At 62.9% G+C, this 17,820-nt stretch carries 14 protein-coding genes, 1 tRNA gene and 2 rRNA genes (1 of these 17 running past the window's edge); 16 read left to right on the forward strand and 1 reads right to left on the reverse strand.

Going from position 1 to position 17,820, the window contains the following annotated elements:
* The 4 genes from AC0WR5_RS02035 to AC0WR5_RS02050 form a co-directional block, all read left to right on the forward strand.
* Window positions 1-2,491: ribosomal RNA gene (locus AC0WR5_RS02035) — 23S ribosomal RNA — on the forward strand; it begins 337 nt to the left of the window's first position.
* Between the two features lie 111 nt (window positions 2,492-2,602).
* A 5S ribosomal RNA gene (gene rrf / locus AC0WR5_RS02040) occupies window positions 2,603-2,717 on the forward strand.
* 148 nt (window positions 2,718-2,865) lie between these two features.
* Window positions 2,866-3,750, forward strand: coding sequence for a glycosyltransferase family 2 protein (locus AC0WR5_RS02045; protein ID WP_475866473.1), 885 nt, complete (start codon window positions 2,866-2,868; stop codon window positions 3,748-3,750).
* Between the two features lie 215 nt (window positions 3,751-3,965).
* Window positions 3,966-4,042: transfer RNA gene (locus tag AC0WR5_RS02050), tRNA-Met, on the forward strand.
* Between the two features lie 69 nt (window positions 4,043-4,111).
* On the opposite strand, the gene AC0WR5_RS02055 is transcribed toward AC0WR5_RS02050, so the two are convergent.
* Complete coding sequence (locus tag AC0WR5_RS02055) at window positions 4,112-5,035, reverse strand: 2-hydroxyacid dehydrogenase (RefSeq protein ID WP_475866475.1); 924 nt, start codon at window positions 5,033-5,035, stop codon at window positions 4,112-4,114.
* A gap of 320 nt (window positions 5,036-5,355) precedes the next feature.
* On the opposite strand from AC0WR5_RS02055, the gene AC0WR5_RS02060 reads away from it, so the two are divergent.
* The 12 genes from AC0WR5_RS02060 (at window position 5,356) to AC0WR5_RS02115 (ending at window position 17,813) form a co-directional block, all read left to right on the forward strand.
* Window positions 5,356-6,957, forward strand: a complete 1,602-nt coding sequence (locus AC0WR5_RS02060; protein ID WP_475866477.1) for an ABC transporter substrate-binding protein — start codon at window positions 5,356-5,358, stop codon at window positions 6,955-6,957.
* Window positions 6,957-7,934 carry an ABC transporter permease gene (locus AC0WR5_RS02065; protein ID WP_475866478.1) on the forward strand — a complete coding sequence of 326 codons (978 nt, stop codon included), beginning with the start codon at window positions 6,957-6,959 and terminating at the stop codon, window positions 7,932-7,934. Before AC0WR5_RS02060 ends, AC0WR5_RS02065 begins: the two co-directional genes overlap by 1 nt.
* 7 nt (window positions 7,935-7,941) lie before the next feature.
* Complete coding sequence (locus tag AC0WR5_RS02070; RefSeq protein WP_475866480.1) at window positions 7,942-8,772, forward strand: ABC transporter permease; 831 nt, start codon at window positions 7,942-7,944, stop codon at window positions 8,770-8,772.
* Complete coding sequence (locus AC0WR5_RS02075; RefSeq protein WP_475866482.1) at window positions 8,769-10,397, forward strand: ABC transporter ATP-binding protein; 1,629 nt, start codon at window positions 8,769-8,771, stop codon at window positions 10,395-10,397. The genes AC0WR5_RS02070 and AC0WR5_RS02075 overlap by 4 nt, the downstream gene beginning before the upstream one ends.
* 24 nt (window positions 10,398-10,421) lie before the next feature.
* Window positions 10,422-11,399: an alpha/beta hydrolase gene (locus AC0WR5_RS02080; protein ID WP_475866483.1), complete on the forward strand. Its 978-nt coding sequence runs from the start codon at window positions 10,422-10,424 to the stop codon at window positions 11,397-11,399.
* Window positions 11,399-12,031, forward strand: coding sequence for an FMN-binding negative transcriptional regulator (locus tag AC0WR5_RS02085; protein ID WP_475866485.1), 633 nt, complete (start codon window positions 11,399-11,401; stop codon window positions 12,029-12,031). The genes AC0WR5_RS02080 and AC0WR5_RS02085 overlap by 1 nt, the downstream gene beginning before the upstream one ends.
* A gap of 1 nt (window position 12,032) precedes the next feature.
* Window positions 12,033-13,469, forward strand: a complete 1,437-nt coding sequence (locus AC0WR5_RS02090) for an amidase (RefSeq protein WP_475866487.1) — start codon at window positions 12,033-12,035, stop codon at window positions 13,467-13,469.
* Between the two features lie 92 nt (window positions 13,470-13,561).
* On the forward strand, window positions 13,562-14,425 hold the full coding sequence (locus AC0WR5_RS02095; protein WP_475866489.1) for an AraC family transcriptional regulator: 864 nt from the start codon (window positions 13,562-13,564) through the stop codon (window positions 14,423-14,425).
* Window positions 14,426-14,554: 129 nt separating this feature from the next.
* Window positions 14,555-14,899 carry a PepSY domain-containing protein gene (locus AC0WR5_RS02100; protein ID WP_475866491.1) on the forward strand — a complete coding sequence of 115 codons (345 nt, stop codon included), beginning with the start codon at window positions 14,555-14,557 and terminating at the stop codon, window positions 14,897-14,899.
* 94 nt (window positions 14,900-14,993) lie between these two features.
* The gene (locus AC0WR5_RS02105; RefSeq protein ID WP_475866493.1) at window positions 14,994-15,665 is read left to right on the forward strand and encodes a winged helix-turn-helix domain-containing protein; all 672 of its coding nucleotides are present in this window, start codon (window positions 14,994-14,996) and stop codon (window positions 15,663-15,665) included.
* Entirely contained in the window at window positions 15,662-17,029 is a 1,368-nt protein-coding gene (locus tag AC0WR5_RS02110; RefSeq protein WP_475866495.1) for a sensor histidine kinase, read from the forward strand. The genes AC0WR5_RS02105 and AC0WR5_RS02110 overlap by 4 nt, the downstream gene beginning before the upstream one ends.
* Before the next feature lie 91 nt (window positions 17,030-17,120).
* Window positions 17,121-17,813 carry a cytochrome b/b6 domain-containing protein gene (locus AC0WR5_RS02115; protein ID WP_475866496.1) on the forward strand — a complete coding sequence of 231 codons (693 nt, stop codon included), beginning with the start codon at window positions 17,121-17,123 and terminating at the stop codon, window positions 17,811-17,813.
* Window positions 17,814-17,820 lie beyond the last annotated feature (7 nt).

The raw sequence follows: 17,820 nt of genomic DNA on the forward strand, positions 1-17,820 counted from the left end.
AAGGCCAACCATAGTGGGTGACAGTCCCGTATATGAAGCATGACAGGACGTATTAAGTAGGGCGGGACACGTGAAATCCTGTCTGAAGATCGGGGGACCACCCTCGAAGGCTAAGTACTCCTTACTGACCGATAGCGAACCAGTACCGTGAGGGAAAGGTGAAAAGCACCCCGACGAGGGGAGTGAAACAGTACCTGAAACCGAACGCCTACAATCAGTTGGAGGGCCCTTGCGGCCTGACAGCGTACCTTTTGTATAATGGGTCATCGACTTGGTCTCACGAGCAAGCTTAAGCCGATAGGTGTAGGCGCAGCGAAAGCGAGTCTTAATAGGGCGTCGAGTTCGTGGGATCAGACCCGAAACCGAGTGATCTAGGCATGACCAGGATGAAGGTAAGGTAACACTTACTGGAGGTCCGAACCCACACCTGTTGAAAAAGGTCGGGATGAGTTGTGCCTAGGGGTGAAAGGCCAATCAAACTCGGAGATAGCTGGTTCTCCGCGAAATCTATTTAGGTAGAGCGTCATCCGAATACCCCGGGGGGTAGAGCACTGGATGGGTAATGGGGCCCCACAGGCTTACTGATCCTAACCAAACTCCGAATACCCGGGAGTACTAGATGGCAGACACACTGCGGATGCTAACGTCCGTAGTGGAGAGGGAAACAACCCTGACCTCCAGCTAAGGCCCCCAATTCATGGCTAAGTGGGAAAGCAGGTGGGATGTCCAAAACAACCAGGAGGTTGGCTTAGAAGCAGCCATCCTTTAAAGATAGCGTAACAGCTCACTGGTCTAATCAAGACGTCCTGCGGCGAAGATGTAACGGGGCTCAAGCCATGAGCCGAAGCTGAGGATATGCATAGCATATGGTAGCGGAGCGTAGTGTGACATAGCTCCATGCGTCCTTACCTTCTTCGGAAGGATTGGACGCAAGGAGCTTTCTGTGAAGCCGGGGCGTGAGCCATCCGGTGGAGAGATCACTAGCGAGAATGATGACATGAGTAGCGACAAAGAGTGTGAGAGACACTCTCGCCGAAAGTCCAAGGGTTCCTGCTTAAAGCTAATCTGAGCAGGGTAAGCCGACCCCTAAGGCGAGGCCGAAAGGCGTAGTCGATGGGAATCAGGTTAATATTCCTGAGCCAGTAGGACGTGACGGATCTCGAAGGTTGTTCACCCTTATCGGATTGGGTGGGCCGCTTAGAGGTTCCTGGAAATAGCCCTACATGAGATCGTACCCTAAACCGACACAGGTGGACTGGTAGAGAATACCAAGGCGCTTGAGAGAACGATGTTGAAGGAACTCGGCAAAATACCTCCGTAAGTTCGCGAGAAGGAGGCCCGGTTCCAAGGCAACTTGGAGCCGGGGGCACAAACCAGGGGGTGGCGACTGTTTACTAAAAACACAGGGCTCTGCGAAGTCGCAAGACGACGTATAGGGTCTGACGCCTGCCCGGTGCCTGAAGGTTAAAAGGAGGGGTGCAAGCTCCGAATTGAAGCCCAGGTAAACGGCGGCCGTAACTATAACGGTCCTAAGGTAGCGAAATTCCTTGTCGGGTAAGTTCCGACCTGCACGAATGGCGTAACGACTTCCCCGCTGTCTCCAACATCGACTCAGCGAAATTGAATTGCCTGTCAAGATGCAGGCTTCCCGCGGTTAGACGGAAAGACCCCGTGCACCTTTACTACAGCTTCACACTGGCATTAGGCCGAACATGTGCAGGATAGGTGGTAGACTTCGAAGCAGGGACGCCAGTTCCTGTGGAGTCTCCCTTGAGATACCACCCTTGTTCTGCTTGATGTCTAACCGCGCACCGTTATCCGGTGCCGGGACCCTGTGTGGCGGGTAGTTTGACTGGGGCGGTCGCCTCCTAAAGCGTAACGGAGGCGCGCGAAGGTTGGCTCAGAGCGGTCGGAAATCGCTCGTTGAGTGCAATGGCAGAAGCCAGCCTGACTGCGAGACTGACAAGTCGAGCAGAGTCGAAAGACGGCCATAGTGATCCGGTGGTCCCGAGTGGAAGGGCCATCGCTCAACGGATAAAAGGTACGCCGGGGATAACAGGCTGATACTGCCCAAGAGTCCATATCGACGGCAGTGTTTGGCACCTCGATGTCGGCTCATCTCATCCTGGGGCTGGAGCAGGTCCCAAGGGTACGGCTGTTCGCCGTTTAAAGAGGTACGTGAGCTGGGTTTAGAACGTCGTGAGACAGTTCGGTCCCTATCTGCCGTGGGTGTAGGATACTTGAGAGGAGTTGCCCCTAGTACGAGAGGACCGGGGTGAACGAACCACTGGTGGACCAGTTGTCGTGCCAACGGCAGTGCTGGGTAGCTATGTTCGGACAGGATAACCGCTGAAGGCATCTAAGCGGGAAGCCCCCCTCAAAACAAGGTATCCCTGAGGGCCGTGGTAGACCACCACGTCGATAGGCCGGAGATGTAAGTGCAGCAATGCATTCAGTTGACCGGTACTAATGGCCCGATAGGCTTGATTTGATCCAGTAGTAGACAGAAATCTCCTACCAAATCAAAAGCATACACACATAACAGTGTATCAACTAAATCATGGACAACATGATCGGTATCTCTCGTCGGATTTTTACTCGGTCTGGTGGTCATAGCACGAGCAAAACACCTGGTCCCATCCCGAACCCAGCCGTTAAGTGCCGTCGCGCTGATGGTACTGCGTCTCAAGACGTGGGAGAGTAAGTCGCCGCCAGACCTAGTAAAAATCCGACAACGATGACAAATAATAAAAACCCCGCAGCCAAATTGGTCGCGGGGTTTTTTGATTTATTAAGCGCTGGATATTTGACCGGAATGATCGTGATACTGCGCATGCAGCGAACGATCCATCGGAGCCGACAGCCTTGAAGCGCGACCTTGCCGCAATCACTTTCGTCTACCGGGATCATTGGTTCCTGGAAAAATGGGTCGCCTACTATGGCGCGGCGATGGGGAGAGAAAACCTCTTTGTCGTGCTGCATGGCGATGATCCGCGGTCGAGGGCGCTCGCGGAGGGCTGCACGATCTACGTGATCCCTCGCCTGGGCCTGCCCGAGGATTTCTCGGTGCTGAAGGCAGAGTTCTTCAACGGTATTTCCGCGCTGCTGCTGCAGTCCTACGAGACGGTTCTGGTAACGGATGTCGATGAATTTATCGTTGTGGATCCGACGCTGGGGCAGGGGCTTGGGGAATTCGCCGCAGAGTGCCGCAAGAGCGGGCTGGCCGCGACCACCTGCCTTGGCCTCGAGGTGCATCCCAACTTCGACGTGGAGGACGCATTCGATCCTGCGCGGCCTATCCTGTCGCAGCGACGCCATGCGGTCTGCGCGAGGCCCTACTGCAAGCCCGCGATGTTGCACGCGCCGGTCAAGCTGAGCGCGGGCCAGCACTGGTGCCGGAAGCCTTCAGCAATTCCAGAGCACCTTTATCTTTTCCATCTGCCCTTTGCCAACGAAGGGGAGATGATGTCGCGGTCCGATGCCAAGCAGGCTTATGCGGAGGAGCTGGCGGAGAGGACCGAGGGGGCGTCTACCCGGGTCAACTGGGTTGGGAACCATTCCAAGTCGGACAAGCTGGTCGATGACCTGCGTCCCCGGGGCATTCGCGACCTGGACCAGGATTGCGAAACACTGGTTCGTTCGCTGAATGACAACGGGGCGGTGCGGCGCGGCTGGTATCGGATCCGGGAGCCCAAGCAGAGGTTCCGGCGGCTCTATCGTATCGATGAGCGGTTTGCGGGAATCGTCTGAGGCCAGGCGATTCCCGCGAGGCTGCGGTGGGCGGGCAAGGTGGCGAAAACGGGCGGCGGATCACGAAGCAGTGAGCGGAGGCAAGCCAATGATGTTACGTATAAAATTTAGGGTCACCTAGGGGATATATATTTTTTGTGAAATATCCCCGATCAGCCCCTTGCGCCTGCTTCGGCTTGGCGTTACATCGTGACTCCGCTCGATAGGGCAAGTGTCGCGGGGTGGAGCAGCCCGGTAGCTCGTCAGGCTCATAACCTGAAGGTCGTAGGTTCAAATCCTACCCCCGCAACCAAATCTATCACCGAGAAAACCCCGCCGTTACGGCGGGGTTTTTCGTTTTGGCCCGACGTTGCTTCAGCCTTCAATATCCCTTGTTGCGGTCTACCAGGTTCTCGAGCGGTTTGCCCGTGTCGAGGCGTCGGACGTTGTCGGCGATCTGCTCGGCGATACGGCGGGGCTTTGTAAGGGCGGCCATGTGCGGGGTGATCAGCACGCGCGGTTCGTTCCAGAGCGGGTCCTCGGTGGCAAGCGGCTCGCTGGCGAAGACATCGAGGATGGCCCCGCGCAGGTGGCCACTGTCGATCAGCGCGAGCAGATCTTGCGGCACGAGATGCTCGCCGCGGCTGGTGAGGATCAGTCCGGCCCCCTTGGGCAGGCGGGAGAGGGTATCGCCGTTCAGCAGGCCACGGGTCTCGGGGGTCAGAGGCAGAAGGCAGATCAGAACGTCGGAGGCGGCAAGAACGGCGTTGAGCCCCTCGGCCCCGTGATGACAGGTGATGTCGGACAGCTCTCTCGGGCCGCGCGACCAGCCGTGTACCGGATAGCCCGCCTGTGACAGCCGCGCGGCGACCACCTGCCCGATGGTGCCCAGGCCGAGGATGCCGACAACGCAGTCGCGCGCGGCGCGCTGTCCGAAACGCTCCCAGACGCGGTTGCGGGCATTTCCTACGATGCGGTCGAAGCCGCGCTGGAACCAGAGCGTGCCCCAGTGACAATATTCGGCCATGGCGACAGCGAGATCGTCGTCTCGGATGCGGGCGACGGGAACGTCGGGCAGCGAGGGGTCCGCCAGGAGATTGTCGACACCGGCGCCTATCGAGTGGACCAGACGCAGGTTCGGCATGGTGGCAAGGTCGCCATGTTCCGGGTTCCAGCAGATCGCGACCTCGGCCTGCTCGGCGGCAGGATCGGGCCAGATTGAAACCTCGGCATCGGGCAGGACCTCGGCCAGGCGTTCCAGCAGGAATTCCAGACCGCCGTCGCGATTCATCAGGGCCAGCCGCATTCGCATTCTCCAGTTCCGAGTCACTTCATCATGGGGGTTGCGGCCATTTTTACGGCATCCCGGCGCGGGGCCTGTCGCCGCTGGGCTGTCTGTCATCGCGAACCGGCCACGGGAGGATGGCGGGGCTATGCCGATGTCCGCTTGGCGTCATCACATGTCCCAATCGCGGGGATGAGGCCGAAATCGGCGCGTATCATCCCCCGTATCCGGTTGGGATCGGGGGTAGCCAGAGAGCCCCCCCTGAACCGGCACGATCCGAAAAGGACGCCCGCAAAGGGTGCCGGGCCCGAAAAGGGCGCGACAACAACAGGAGAGGAAGTATGAAAAGACGCGATTTCAACAAGATGCTCTTTGCCTCCGGCGCGGCTTTGCCGGCGATGGGCGCATTGGGCGGGCTCTTCAATGACGGTGCGGCCTATGCCCAGGACGGGGAGGGCGGCCTTGTCTCGATCATCCAGCCGGAACCGCCGACGCTGATTCTGGCGCTGAATCAGCAATCGCCCACCGGCGTGGTGGCTACAAAGATATTCGAGGGGCTGCTGAGCTATGACACCGACCTGAACGCGGTGCCGCAGCTGGCTGCGAGCTGGGAGATTTCCGAGGACGGGCTGACCTACACGTTCCAGCTGGTCGAGAATGCGGTCTGGCATGACGGCGAGCCCTTCACCGCCCATGACGTTGTCTTCTCCTGCTCGGATATCCTGAAGGAGGTGCACCCGCGCGCACGAGCGGCCTTCGAACGCTGCGAGAGCATCGAGGCGCCGGATGACTACACCGTGGTCTTCACGCTGAAAGAGCCCTTTGCGCCCTTCCTGCTGAGCTTCGAGGCGACCTCTGCTCCTATCGTTCCGGCGCACCTCTACGAGGGCACCGATTACCGCAACAATCCCGCCAACGACACGCCCATCGGCACGGGACCGTTCAAGTACAACGAATGGATGCGGGGCAGCTACATCCACCTCATCGCAAACGAGGACTATTATATCGAAGGGCAGCCGAGCCTGACCGAGATCTTCTTCCAGGTCATTCCCGACGGCGCGTCGCGCTCGGTCGCGATGGAAACCGGGGAGGCCCAGCTGGCGTCCTGGGGCGATATCGAGACCTTTGACGTCGAGCGGCTGGCCGCGATGCCCAACCTGACCCTGACGACCTCGGGGTACGAGTTCTACAGCCCGGTGATGTGGTTCGAACTGAACCTGCGAAAGCCGCCTATGGACGACAAGCGTTTCCGCAAGGCGATGATGCACCTGATCGACAAGGATTTCATCGTAGAACGCATCATGTTCAACTTGGCGAAGCCCGCCACGGGGCCCATCGCCTCGACGACCAAGTTCTTTGAGCCGGACCTGCCGACCTATGATTTCGACGTCGAAAAGGCCAATGCGCTGCTCGACGAGATGGGCCTGGAAAAGGACGGCGACGGCAATCGCGTCACGCTGAATTTCACCATCGCGCCCTATGGCGAGACCTGGCAGCGGATGGCGGAATATTTCCGCCAGGCGATGGCAGCAGGCGGCATCAACATAAACCTGGTGTCGACCGATGTTGCCGGTTGGGGCAAGGCCGTGGCCGACTGGGACTATGACTGCACCACCAACATGCTCTACCAGTTCGGGGACCCGGCGCTTGGCGTGGCGCGGACCTACATCAGCTCCAATATCCGCCAGGGCGTGCTCTTCTCCAACACAGAGGGCTATTCCAACCCCGAGGTCGACGAGCTCTTTGCGCAGGCCGCCGTGGCCACATCCGAAGAGGAGCGGCAGGAGCTCTATACCAAGGTGCAGGAGATCCTGGTGGACGAACTGCCGGTGCTCTGGGCCACGGAGAACCAGTATCCGACGCTCTATGACAGCCGTCTGTCGGATCTGATCGTCACGGCAACAGGGGTGAACGGCACGTTCGGGCCGGCACACTACGCCTGATGGAAACTGCACGCCGTATCGTGATGAAGGTGGCGGGGATCGTTTTTGCGATCTTCGTCATCGCCACCATCAACTTCATGCTGGTCCGTGCGGCACCCGGTGACCCCGCCGCCGTGATGGCGGGGCAATCGGGCTCGACGGACGAGAAATTCCTGGCCGAGGTGCGCGCCGAATACGGGCTGGATCAGCCCTATCTGGTGCAGCTGGGCACCTATCTGGGCAAGGTCGCGACGCTCGACCTGGGCTACTCCTTCCGGCAGCGGCGCTCGGTTGCCTCGCTGATCCAGGAGCGCCTGGGGCCGACATTGCTGCTGACGCTCTCGGCCTTCTTCCTGTCGCTCTTCGGGGGAGTCTTCTTTGGCGCCATAGCCGGGCGAAGGCATGGCACATGGACCGATCTGTCGATCTCTCTCGTGGCACTGGTACTCTACGCCACACCGGTCTTTTGGCTCGGGCTGATGCTGATCCTGGTTTTCTCGATCTGGCTCGACTGGCTGCCGGCCTACGGTTTCGCCTCGATGCGGGCTGCGAGTTTCGGCTTCTGGGAATACTGCTGGGACGTGTTCAGGCACCTGATCCTGCCGGCGGTGACGCTCGCGGCGATCTACATGGCCGTCTACACCCGGCTGATGCGTTCCTCGCTGATCGAGGTGGCGGCCGAGGACCATGTGAAGACCGCGCGCGCCAAGGGGCTGAGCGAGGGGCAGATCCTGCGCGGGCACATGCTGCGCAACGCGGCCCTGCCGGTGATCACCTTTGCCGGGCTGCAGGTGGGCGCACTGATCGGCGGTGCCGTGGTGGTGGAAACGGTCTTTGCCTGGCCGGGTCTTGGCCGGCTGACCTTCGATGCGGTGACGACGCGGGACTATCCGGTGCTGCTCGGCATCTTCCTGATCCTGTCGATCCTGGTGATCGTGGTGAACCTGTTGACCGACCTGATCCACAGGCTGGTCGATCCGCGGCTGGCCGTGAAGTGAGGACGGCATGAACAAGACCTTCAAGACATTCATCACCCGCCCGGCGGGGCTGATGGGGACGATCCTTCTGTCGATCGTGGTGCTGGCGGCACTGCTGGCCGGCGTGGTCTTTCCGACCTCGCCCTGGGACATGGCCGGGCTGCCGTTTTCGCACCCTGGCGAGAACGGCATGTGGCTGGGCACCGACACGCTCGGGCGCGATATCGCATCGGGCATCATGCATGGCGCGCGCGTTTCGCTTCTGATCGGGATTGCCTCGACCCTCGCAGCGCTGCTGATCGGGGTGACCATCGGTGCCGTGGCGGGCTTTGCCGGCGGGCTGACCGAACTGAGCCTGGTGCGGGTAACAGAGATCTTCCAGACCATCCCGAACTTTGTTCTGGCCATCCTGCTGGTGGCGGTGATGACGCCCAGCCTGACCTCGATCATCATCGCGATCGGGCTGGTCAGCTGGCCGCCGCTGGCACGGCTGACGCGGGCGCAGGTGAAGAGCATCTCTCAACGCGAATTCATCTCGGCCGCACGGTGCCAGGGGTTGAGCGCCTCTGCGGTGCTGACCCGGCACGTGTTGCCAAATGCCATTTCGCCGATCATCGTGACCGGCAGCCTGACCGTGGCCTCGGCCATCCTGATCGAGGCGGCGCTGAGCTTCATGGGGCTGGGCGATCCGAACCACATGAGCTGGGGTTTCATGGTGGGGGCGGGGCGTACCGTCATCCGCCAAGCCTGGTGGATGAGCGTTTTTCCCGGCCTGGCCATTCTGATCACCGTCGTTGCCATCAACCTGGTGGGCGAGGCCCTGAACGACGCGCTGAACCCGAGGATTTCCCGCGCATGACATTGCTGAGCATCGAGAACCTGTCGATTGCCCTGCCCGAGGGCGCGGATCGTGCCTATGCGGTGGAGGGCGTGAATTTCACGATCAACGAGAACGAAATCGTCTGTCTCGTGGGCGAAAGCGGATCGGGCAAGTCGATGATTGCCCATGCGATCCTGGGCCTGCTGCCACCCAAGGTGGCGGCCGATGGCGGTGCGTTGCGCTTTGGTGAGGATGACCTGATCAGGATGAAACCGGCGCGGATGAAGGCGCTGCGCGGTGGCGAGATCGCGATGATCTTCCAAGAGCCGCTGACCGCGCTGAACCCGCTGAAGAAGGTGGGTGAACAGGTGGCCGAGGCCATTCGCGCCCATGGTGGCGCCGAAGAGGGCAGCGTGGCGGCGCGGGTTGAGGAGCTGTTTGCGCAGGTGGGCCTGCCGGATCCGGCGCGGCTGCGGCAGAGCTTTCCCTTCCAGCTCTCGGGCGGGCAGCGGCAGCGGGTGATGATCGCCATGGCTCTGTCGAACAACCCGCGCCTGCTGATCGCGGACGAGCCGACGACGGCGCTCGACGTGACCACCCAGCGGCAGATCCTGGACCTGATCAAGAGGCTGCAGCGCGAGCGTGGCATGGGCGTGCTCTTCATCACCCATGACATCGGTGTGGTGGCTGACATCGCCGACAAGGTGGTGGTGCTGCGACAGGGCCAGATCATGGAGCAGGGTCCTGCGGAAGACGTCCTTCAGCGCCCGGCGCAGGATTATACCCGCATGCTGCTGGAAGCGGTGCCGGGGCGCGGGGCCCTGCGCCATGGCGGCGAAGCGCGCAAGCCGCTGCTGGAGATCAAGGCGCTGAACAAGGAATTCGTGACGCGGCAGGGCTTCTTCGGCCCGCCGCGCCGGGTGGTGGCGGCCAGCGACATCAACTGTGTGCTGCACGAGGGAGACACCCTGGCCATCGTGGGAGAGAGCGGCTCGGGCAAGTCGACGCTTGCACGGATGGTGCTGAGGCTGATCGAGCCCGATGACGGGGCAATCCTGTGGCGGGGCGAAAAGGTGCGCGACATGGACCGCGCGGCGCTGCGCGATTTCCGCAAGCGGGCACAGATCGTCTTTCAGGATCCCTATGCCAGCCTCGATCCGCGGTTGCAGATCGGCGAGAGCATCATCCGCGGGCCGATGGCCTTTGGCACGCCGCGTGGCGAGGCGAAGACGGAAGCGATCCGCTGGCTCGATCGCGTGGGTCTCGGGGAGCAGGCCTTCAGGCGCTTCCCGCACGAGTTCTCGGGCGGGCAGCGGCAGCGGATCTGCATTGCCCGGGCGCTCGCCATGGGCCCCGAGATGATCATCGCCGACGAGGCGGTCTCTGCCCTTGATGTCAGCGTGCAGGCGCAGGTGCTGGACCTGCTGGCAGAGCTGAAGGCCGAGATGGGGCTGTCGATGCTGTTTATCACCCATGACCTGCGCGTGGCGCGCGAGATCGCGGACCGGATCATCGTGATGCAGACGGGCCGGATCGTGGAACAGAACGATGCGGCGGCGCTCTTCGATGCGCCGCGCGACGCCTATACCCGGCGGCTGCTCGAGGCCGTGCCGGGGCGGGCGTTCTTTGCCGGGCGTGCCGATGCCGCGCCGGCGCAATTCTGACGGCAAGACCACAGGAGCCAGCCAATGACACTCGAATTCAAGTCCGCCTATGATCCGATGGATATCCTCGATCCAGAGATCGCGGAATTCGTGAAGCGGATGATGGCGGAAGGCGCCAAGTATCCCGTGCGCGAGAGCCTCTCTCCGCCGGAAGCGCGGCAGGTGGCGCTCGAGGCGCGGCGGCAGTGGTACGAGGGCGGCCCGATCATGGCGCAGACCGAGGAGGGCGCGATCCCGACGCGGCATGGCGATCTGCGGATGCGGATCTATCGCCCTGAGGGGATCAAGTGCGACGGCGCCTTCCTCTATCTGCCCGGCGGCGGCTGGACGCTCTTCAGCATCGACACCCATGACCGGCTGATGCGCGAATATGCCGAGGCCGCAAAGATGACGGTGATCGGCGTGGACTACACCCGAAGCCCGGAGGCCAAGTTTCCACAGCCCATAGAGGAGCTGGACGATGTGCTGGACTGGCTGGCTGAAAACGCCGAGACCATCGGCTTTGACCCGGCGCGTCTGGCCATGGGCGGCGACAGCGCCGGCGCCAATCTGACGACGGGCCTCTGCATCAAGCGCCGCGACGAGGGCAAGTGGCTGCCCAAGGGCACGATCCTGAACTACGGCTCCTATGACCTGGGGCTGGCGAAGGAGTCCGTGGCGAAGTTCGGGGGCGGGCACTACCTGCTGACGACGCACATGATGGTCTGGTTCATGATGAACTACATCAACACGCCCGACGACATGCTGCACCCCTGGGCCAGTCCGCTGCAGGCAGAGAGCAAGGCGGGGCTGCCGCAGGCGCTGATGATCATCACTGACTGCGATGTTCTCTATGACGACAACCTGCGCTGGCGCGATGCGCTGGAAGACGCGGGGGTGGAGGTGACCGCGAACATCTACAAGGGCACGGTGCATTCCTTCCTCGAGGCGATGTCGATCGCCGAGATCGCCCGGCAGGCAATCCACGACACCGCCGACTGGCTGATCGAGAGGATCGGCTGATGTACACGCCGCAGGCCTATGTAGAGGAGGACCTGGCGCTGTTGCACAGGCTGATGCGCGAGTGGAGCTTTGCCACGCTCGTCTCCTGCGATGCGGGCACGCCGATGGCGACGCATCTGCCTTTTCTGCTCTCGGAGGGCGGGGCGGCCGGCCTGGGTGTGCTGCATAGCCATATCGCGCGCAACAATCCGCAGTGGCAGGCGCTGGAGGATCGCGAGGTTCTGGTGATCTTCCAGGGGCCGCATGCCTTTGTCAGCGTCAACTGGTACGACAATCAGCTGACCTATCCGACGTGGAATTACGGCGCGATCCATGCTCGCGGGCGGGTGACCCTTGAACGTGATCCCGAGGCGTTACGCGCGCTGCTGGGCAGGACCATCGGCACATATGACACAGGGGATGGTGACTGGCGGTTCGAAAACATGCCCGAAGAGATGACAGTGCCGCGCCTGCGCGCCATTGTCGGCCTGCAGATCGAGATCACCGGTCTGGAGGGCAAGCTGAAGTTCAATCAGGACAAGAGCGAAGCGGACAGGGACGGCGTGCGCGCCGCCCTCGAGGAACGGCCCGAGGGGCGGGAGACCGCCTGTTTCATGGCGCGGCTGGCCGCGACCAGCGAAGAGGAGAAGTAAGTTGAAGACCGAGCTTTGGCAGTGGAGTGCGAGTGAGTTGGCCGCGGGTATCGCAAGCGGCAAGATCAGCAGCGTGGAGGCGACGGAAAGCGCCCTCGCTCGCATGGAGGCGGTGAACGGAGGGATCAACGCGGTTGTCGATCCGCTGCCGGAGCAGGCGATGGAGGCCGCCAGGGCCGCCGATGCCACACTGCGCAAGACCGGCCCCCTGGGCCCGCTGCACGGGGTGCCGGTGACGGTGAAGATCAACGTGGACTACCAGGGCCGGGCCACCACCAACGGTGTGGTCGCCTACAAGGACCTGATCGCCGAGCACGACAGCTCGGTGGTGAAGAACCTGCGCGAGAGCGGTGCGGTGATCATCGGGCGCACGAATACGCCCTGCTATTCCATGCGCGCCTTCACCAGCAACGACCTGCACGGGATGACGCTGAATGCCCATGACCCGGCGCTGACGCCCGGGGGCTCCTCCGGTGGGGCCGGTTCGGCCACGGCGGCGGGGATCGGTGCCATGGGGCACGGTAACGACATCGGCGGGTCGGTGCGCTATCCGGCCTATTGCAATGGCATCTACGGGCTGCGGCCGACTTCGGGCCTGGTGCCGGCCACCAGCCCGAGCCAGCCGGAGCGGCGGATTGTCTCTCAGATGTCCTCGGTGCAGGGGCCGCTGGCGCGGACGGTAGACGACATCCTGCTGGCGATGCAGGTGCTGACCCGGCCCGATGTTCGAGACATCTGGCAGACGCCGAGCTTTGGCCTCTTTGACGGGATCGCCCACCGGCCGTGCAAAGTGGCCATGCTGGCCGAGACCGACGAGGCACAGGTGGATCCGGAGGTGCGCGATGCGATCCGGCTGGCGGGCGAGATGCTCTCGGATGCCGGCTACGAGGTGGTCGAGGCCGCGCCGCCCTCTCTCTGGAAGGCGATGCAGTTCTGGCAGCTGGTTCTGGGCAACGAGATGCGCGGCGGACTTGCCAAGTTGATGATCGCAAATGGCGACTGGAAGATGAAGCGTGCACTGGAACTGATCCTGGACGGGGTTCCCGATCTGAGCGATCGCGATGATTTCCTTGCGGCCTATGCCGAACGGTCCAGCATGCTGCGGGAATGGCAGTTGTTCATGGAGGATTACCCGGTGGTTCTGACGGGCGTCACCTGGGCAAAACCGATGGTGAACGACTACGACGTTTCGGAGGGGGCGGATCCCGACTGGTTCAACCGCATCTGCGCGCCGATGTCGGGCACGCCGACGCTGGGCCTGCCGGGCCTGTCGGTGCCGGTGGGCACCACGCCGGGCAAGCCGGTTGGCGTGCAGTTGCTGGCCGGACGCTATGGCGACGCGCGGCTGCTGGAGGCGGCGAAAGTGCTGGAGCGTGCCATCGGAGAGATCCTGCCCGTAGATCCGGTGAGCACGGCGCAGGCGGTCGGCGGCAAATGATACCCCTGCGGTCCCCGCAACGCTTGCCCGGTGCCGGGACCGCGGCTAGCCTTGGGACGGGGCGGCGCGTGACGCGCCCGGGAGTGCTGACGATGGAACAACGCTCTGTCTTGCCGAAGGGGCTTCTCTCGGCACATGGATCACACCGCTACTACACCGATGCCATCGAGCAGACATGTTCTATGGTCAGCCGCCTGACCCATGATCGCGAGGAATTCTTTGCCATAGAGTCCGTCTACAGTGATGGGTTCCGGTCGAGCTATCACTGCCACGATCAGGGGCAGGTGACCTATGTCGAGGCCGGCATGATGACGATCGTGACCGAGCGTTCGTCCTTTGTTGTGCCAGCAGGCCACGCGATCTGGATGCCGGCGCACCAGATGCACATGGCCACCGCCTATGGAGAGATCTGCATGCTGAGCGCCTATTCAGGGCCGGATTTCCTGGCCGGGCTGCCGGATGATTTCTGCGTGTTCCAGGGCTCGGACATCCTGTCGCCGCTGCTGAAACGGGTGATCGCCCAACAGCTGAAGCGCGAGGAGGGGCCTCTGCACGATGCGCTTTTGCTGTTGCTGCACGAAGAGATAGCCACCTGCCGGCGGTTGCCCACATCGATCCCGATGCCAGAGGATCCGCGGCTGCGCCGGGTCTGCGATGCGATCATCCGAGAGCCCACGATCGGCAACAGCAAGGAAGAACTGGCGCGGCTTGGCAACATGTCCTGCCGAACGATGACGCGGCTCTTCAAAAAGGAGCTGGACATGACCTTTCTCGAGTGGGTGCAGCAGGCGCTGATCCTCTCGGCGGTCGGTCGCCTGTCGCGCGGCGAGCCGGTGGCCAATGTGGCCGCCGACCTGGGCTATGGCAGCCCCTCGGCCTTTACCGCGATGTTCCGGCGTCGGATCGGGCGAATCCCCTCTGATTTTGCGGCCCGGCCCTTGCGGCGGGCGGTTTAGGCCGGGCGATAGCGACGGAACATTACGGATAATCAATCCGCCGGTCAGGCGGTTGCAGGACTGACCCTCCAGATAGGTGTCATGCGGCGGGCCGTTGCGCCCGCGCCGAACATGACCAAGGAGAGACCCATGCAACGCATGCTGACACGTATCGTACTGCTGCCCCTGACCCTGAGCTGCGGACTGGCCGGCACGGCCTGGGCCACGACGAATGTGACCATGACCGACCATTCCTCCGAAGTGCAGGCCCAGCAGGCCAGTGCGATGAGCCTCGGCCAGGCCATTGCCGCCGCCGAGGCGCAATCCGGAGGGCTGGCGCTCGCCGCGGAATGGGATCGTCGCGATCGCAGCCGGAGCTGGGGTTACGAGGTCGAGGTCGCCGCCGAGGATGGCTGGGTGCAGACCTGGTTTGTGCGTCCGGAGGATGGCAGCGCCGAGATGATCGAACAGGAGCGTGATGACTGGGACGACTGACAGGCGCCCCTGATCCCGCTATGACGTGAGTGATCCCGGGCCGGCGGCAGGCATGTCGTCCGGCCCGGGGCACAGGCGGAACGGAAATACATCGATGCACATACTGGTGATCGAAGACGACCCGACAACTGCTGATTACGTAGCCACCGGGCTGCGCGCGGAGGGACACGTGGTGGACCTGTTTTCCGACGGGCGTGACGGGCTCGTGCAGGCGATGGCCGGGCACTACGACGTGATGGTGCTCGACCGGATGGTGCCCGGGGTGGACGGCATGGCGATCCTGCGCACCCTTCGTGCCTCGAAACGCCCGGTGCCTGTCCTGCTTCTGACATCGCTCGACGGGGTCGAGGACCGGATCGACGGGCTGAATGCGGGAGCCGATGACTATCTCGTGAAACCCTTCGCCTTCGGCGAGCTCTCTGCGCGGCTGAACGCTCTGGCGCGCCGCCCCCCGCCCACCGAGGCGCCTACGGTACTTCGCGTGAAGGACCTCGAGATGGATCTGCTGGCCCGCAGGGTCACCCGCAGCGGCAGGGTGATCGACCTGCAGCCGCGGGAGTTCGCCCTGCTTGAGCACCTGTTGCGCCGCAAGGGCAGGGTGCAGACCCGAACGATGTTGCTGGAAAGCGTATGGGATATCCATTTCGATCCGCAGACCAACGTGGTGGAGAGCCACATGAGCCGGTTGCGTGCCAAGGTCGACAAGCCTTTCCACAGTGCATTGATCGAGACGGTGCGCGGGGCGGGCTATCGGGTCGCGGAATGATCCTCCGGTGCATCCACTCCACGCCACTGCGGCTGACGCTCGTCCTGATCGCGGTCTTTTCGATCTTTCTCGCGATGGGGTTGGGCACGGCCTATGGCCTGATGCGGCGGACGCTGTCCGATGATCTCGAAGCGCGCGCGGAGCAGGTGATCGACGAGCTGCAGGCCATCGACGAGGCGGACGACCGGCTGGAACGGGCCCAGGAAATCATCGAGGCTGCAGATACGGAACACCTGCTACTGAGGGTGACCTCCGACGGCGAAACCGTGGCCAATTTTCCGCGCGAGGATCTGGAGGAGGGGCCTGTGTACGGGCACCGGACGGGCCTGCACGACGATGTGGCCGAGAGTTACCTTGTCGAGAAGGGCAGGCTGACGGATGGAGAGGTGACAGTTCTTGTCAGTCGCGAGAGCCTGGCGGAGCTGAACGAGATCTTCCTTGCCATCCTGCTGTTCAGTTTCATTCCTGCTTTGCTGCTGACCTCGGGGATCGGCTGGATCGCAGTGCGCCGTACGGCCGCACGTGTCGGCCGGATCCGCGAGGCGCTGCATGCGCTGGCGGGCGGGAACCTGGGTGCGCGCGTCGGGGGCCCTCATCCCGCCACCGACCTGGGGGACATCGGGCGCGACATTGACCGAATGGCCGAGGCGCAAGAGGCCGCGACCGAGGCCTTGCGCCAGATCGGATCGGACATTGCCCATGATCTGAAGACCCCGATCCAGCGGGTTGCGGTGCGCCTCGAGCGGCTGAGCGAGGCGGAGCTGTCCGGAAACGCCCGTGCGGAACTGGAAGCGGTCCAGGGTGAAACGGCACTGATCATCGGTACCTTCCAGTCGCTCTTGCAGATCGCGCAGCTGGAAGGCGGGCAGGGGCGTGAGGGGTTCGGCCTGGTTGATCTGACCTCCCTGTTGTCGGACATGGCGGAAATATATGCCCCGGCAGTGGAGGAAAGCGGTGCAACGCTAACCTGCGAGATTGCCGAGGGGGCGCCGCCGGTCGTCGGTGACCGACACCTGCTGTCGCGGCTTATTGCGAACCTGCTGGAGAATGCGCTGCGCCACGCACCGGGGGCGCCGATCCAGATACGCTTGGCGGGACGGGAGCTGAGCCTGGCCGATGCCGGCCCGGGCATTCCCGAGACGCGGCGCGAGGATGTGCTGCGCCGGCTGGTTCGGCTCGAGACGAGCCGGAGCACACCGGGGTCGTGGCTTGGACTGGCGATGGTCAAGGCCATCGCGGATCTGCATGGAGCCCGGCTGACGTTGCAGGACGGTCTCGGGGCCGCGCCCGAGGTCTCGGGGCTGTGCGTGACGATTGCCTTTCCCGATCCCTCTCTCGGCCTGAATTCCGGTGAGATTGCATAACCGTAACCTTCCGGTCAGGCTAGGACGAGGCGTGGGATGCAGATGGAAGGGGCCATGATCCTGTGGCCTGCTTTCGAGGAAACCATCAGCCATGACCAGTGTCCCTACCGGCGCCAAAGGGCGCGCGACCACTGCCACAGCCATCTCTTCCCAATCTTCCGCATCGCGCCACGATGGCAGCTCCGGGGCATCTCCTCACGGGGCGACGACCCGGCTTCTGCACGGTATGTTGGCCCTGGCGGTCATGATCCAGCTCGGCGCATCGCTGGGCATGATGCCACCGCGGACGGCGCAGCCAGGCAATTCGCTCTTCGATCTGCACGAGGCCGTGGGTCTTGCCTCCTTTGCCGTCGTGTTGCTGTTCTGGGCCTGGACGTTGGTGCGTCGTCGCGGCACTGCTCTGGGAGCGCTGCTGCCCTGGCTGTCGAGGCGGCGGCTGACGGCACTCTGGCGAGACGTTCTGCGGCATGGCCGGGCCCTTCGCCAAGGGCGTCTGCCGCACCGTCAGGGTGGTGTGGAGGACGAGGCCGCGATGGCCTCTGCCGTCCACGGCCTGGGCCTGTTGGTGATCGCGGTCATGGCCGCAAGCGGCACGGTCTTCTATGTGCTGATCGCCAGCGCCCCGGCACTGGCGCGGTCCGCGATCGAACTGCACGAAACCCTCGGAGCGCTGGTTTGGGTCTACCTGATCGGGCACGCCAGCATGGGGGGGCTGGCTCACCTGATGACGGATTTCGACCTGCGCCGCATGTGGTCGCTGACCGGACGTGCGGCAAAGGATTGATTGGCAT

This window comes from Pseudooceanicola sp. DL12 (genome assembly GCF_056270665.1).

Coding starts and splice junctions, on each gene's coding strand:
- AC0WR5_RS02055 (WP_475866475.1), bottom strand. CDS start 5,035: ATGCGGCTGGCCCTGATGAATCGCGACGGCGGTCTGGAATTCCTGCTG.
- AC0WR5_RS02060 (WP_475866477.1), top strand. CDS start 5,356: ATGAAAAGACGCGATTTCAACAAGATGCTCTTTGCCTCCGGCGCGGCT.
- AC0WR5_RS02065 (WP_475866478.1), top strand. CDS start 6,957: ATGGAAACTGCACGCCGTATCGTGATGAAGGTGGCGGGGATCGTTTTT.
- AC0WR5_RS02070 (WP_475866480.1), top strand. CDS start 7,942: ATGAACAAGACCTTCAAGACATTCATCACCCGCCCGGCGGGGCTGATG.
- AC0WR5_RS02075 (WP_475866482.1), top strand. CDS start 8,769: ATGACATTGCTGAGCATCGAGAACCTGTCGATTGCCCTGCCCGAGGGC.
- AC0WR5_RS02080 (WP_475866483.1), top strand. CDS start 10,422: ATGACACTCGAATTCAAGTCCGCCTATGATCCGATGGATATCCTCGAT.
- AC0WR5_RS02085 (WP_475866485.1), top strand. CDS start 11,399: ATGTACACGCCGCAGGCCTATGTAGAGGAGGACCTGGCGCTGTTGCAC.
- AC0WR5_RS02095 (WP_475866489.1), top strand. CDS start 13,562: ATGGAACAACGCTCTGTCTTGCCGAAGGGGCTTCTCTCGGCACATGGA.
- AC0WR5_RS02100 (WP_475866491.1), top strand. CDS start 14,555: ATGCAACGCATGCTGACACGTATCGTACTGCTGCCCCTGACCCTGAGC.
- AC0WR5_RS02105 (WP_475866493.1), top strand. CDS start 14,994: ATGCACATACTGGTGATCGAAGACGACCCGACAACTGCTGATTACGTA.
- AC0WR5_RS02110 (WP_475866495.1), top strand. CDS start 15,662: ATGATCCTCCGGTGCATCCACTCCACGCCACTGCGGCTGACGCTCGTC.
- AC0WR5_RS02115 (WP_475866496.1), top strand. CDS start 17,121: ATGACCAGTGTCCCTACCGGCGCCAAAGGGCGCGCGACCACTGCCACA.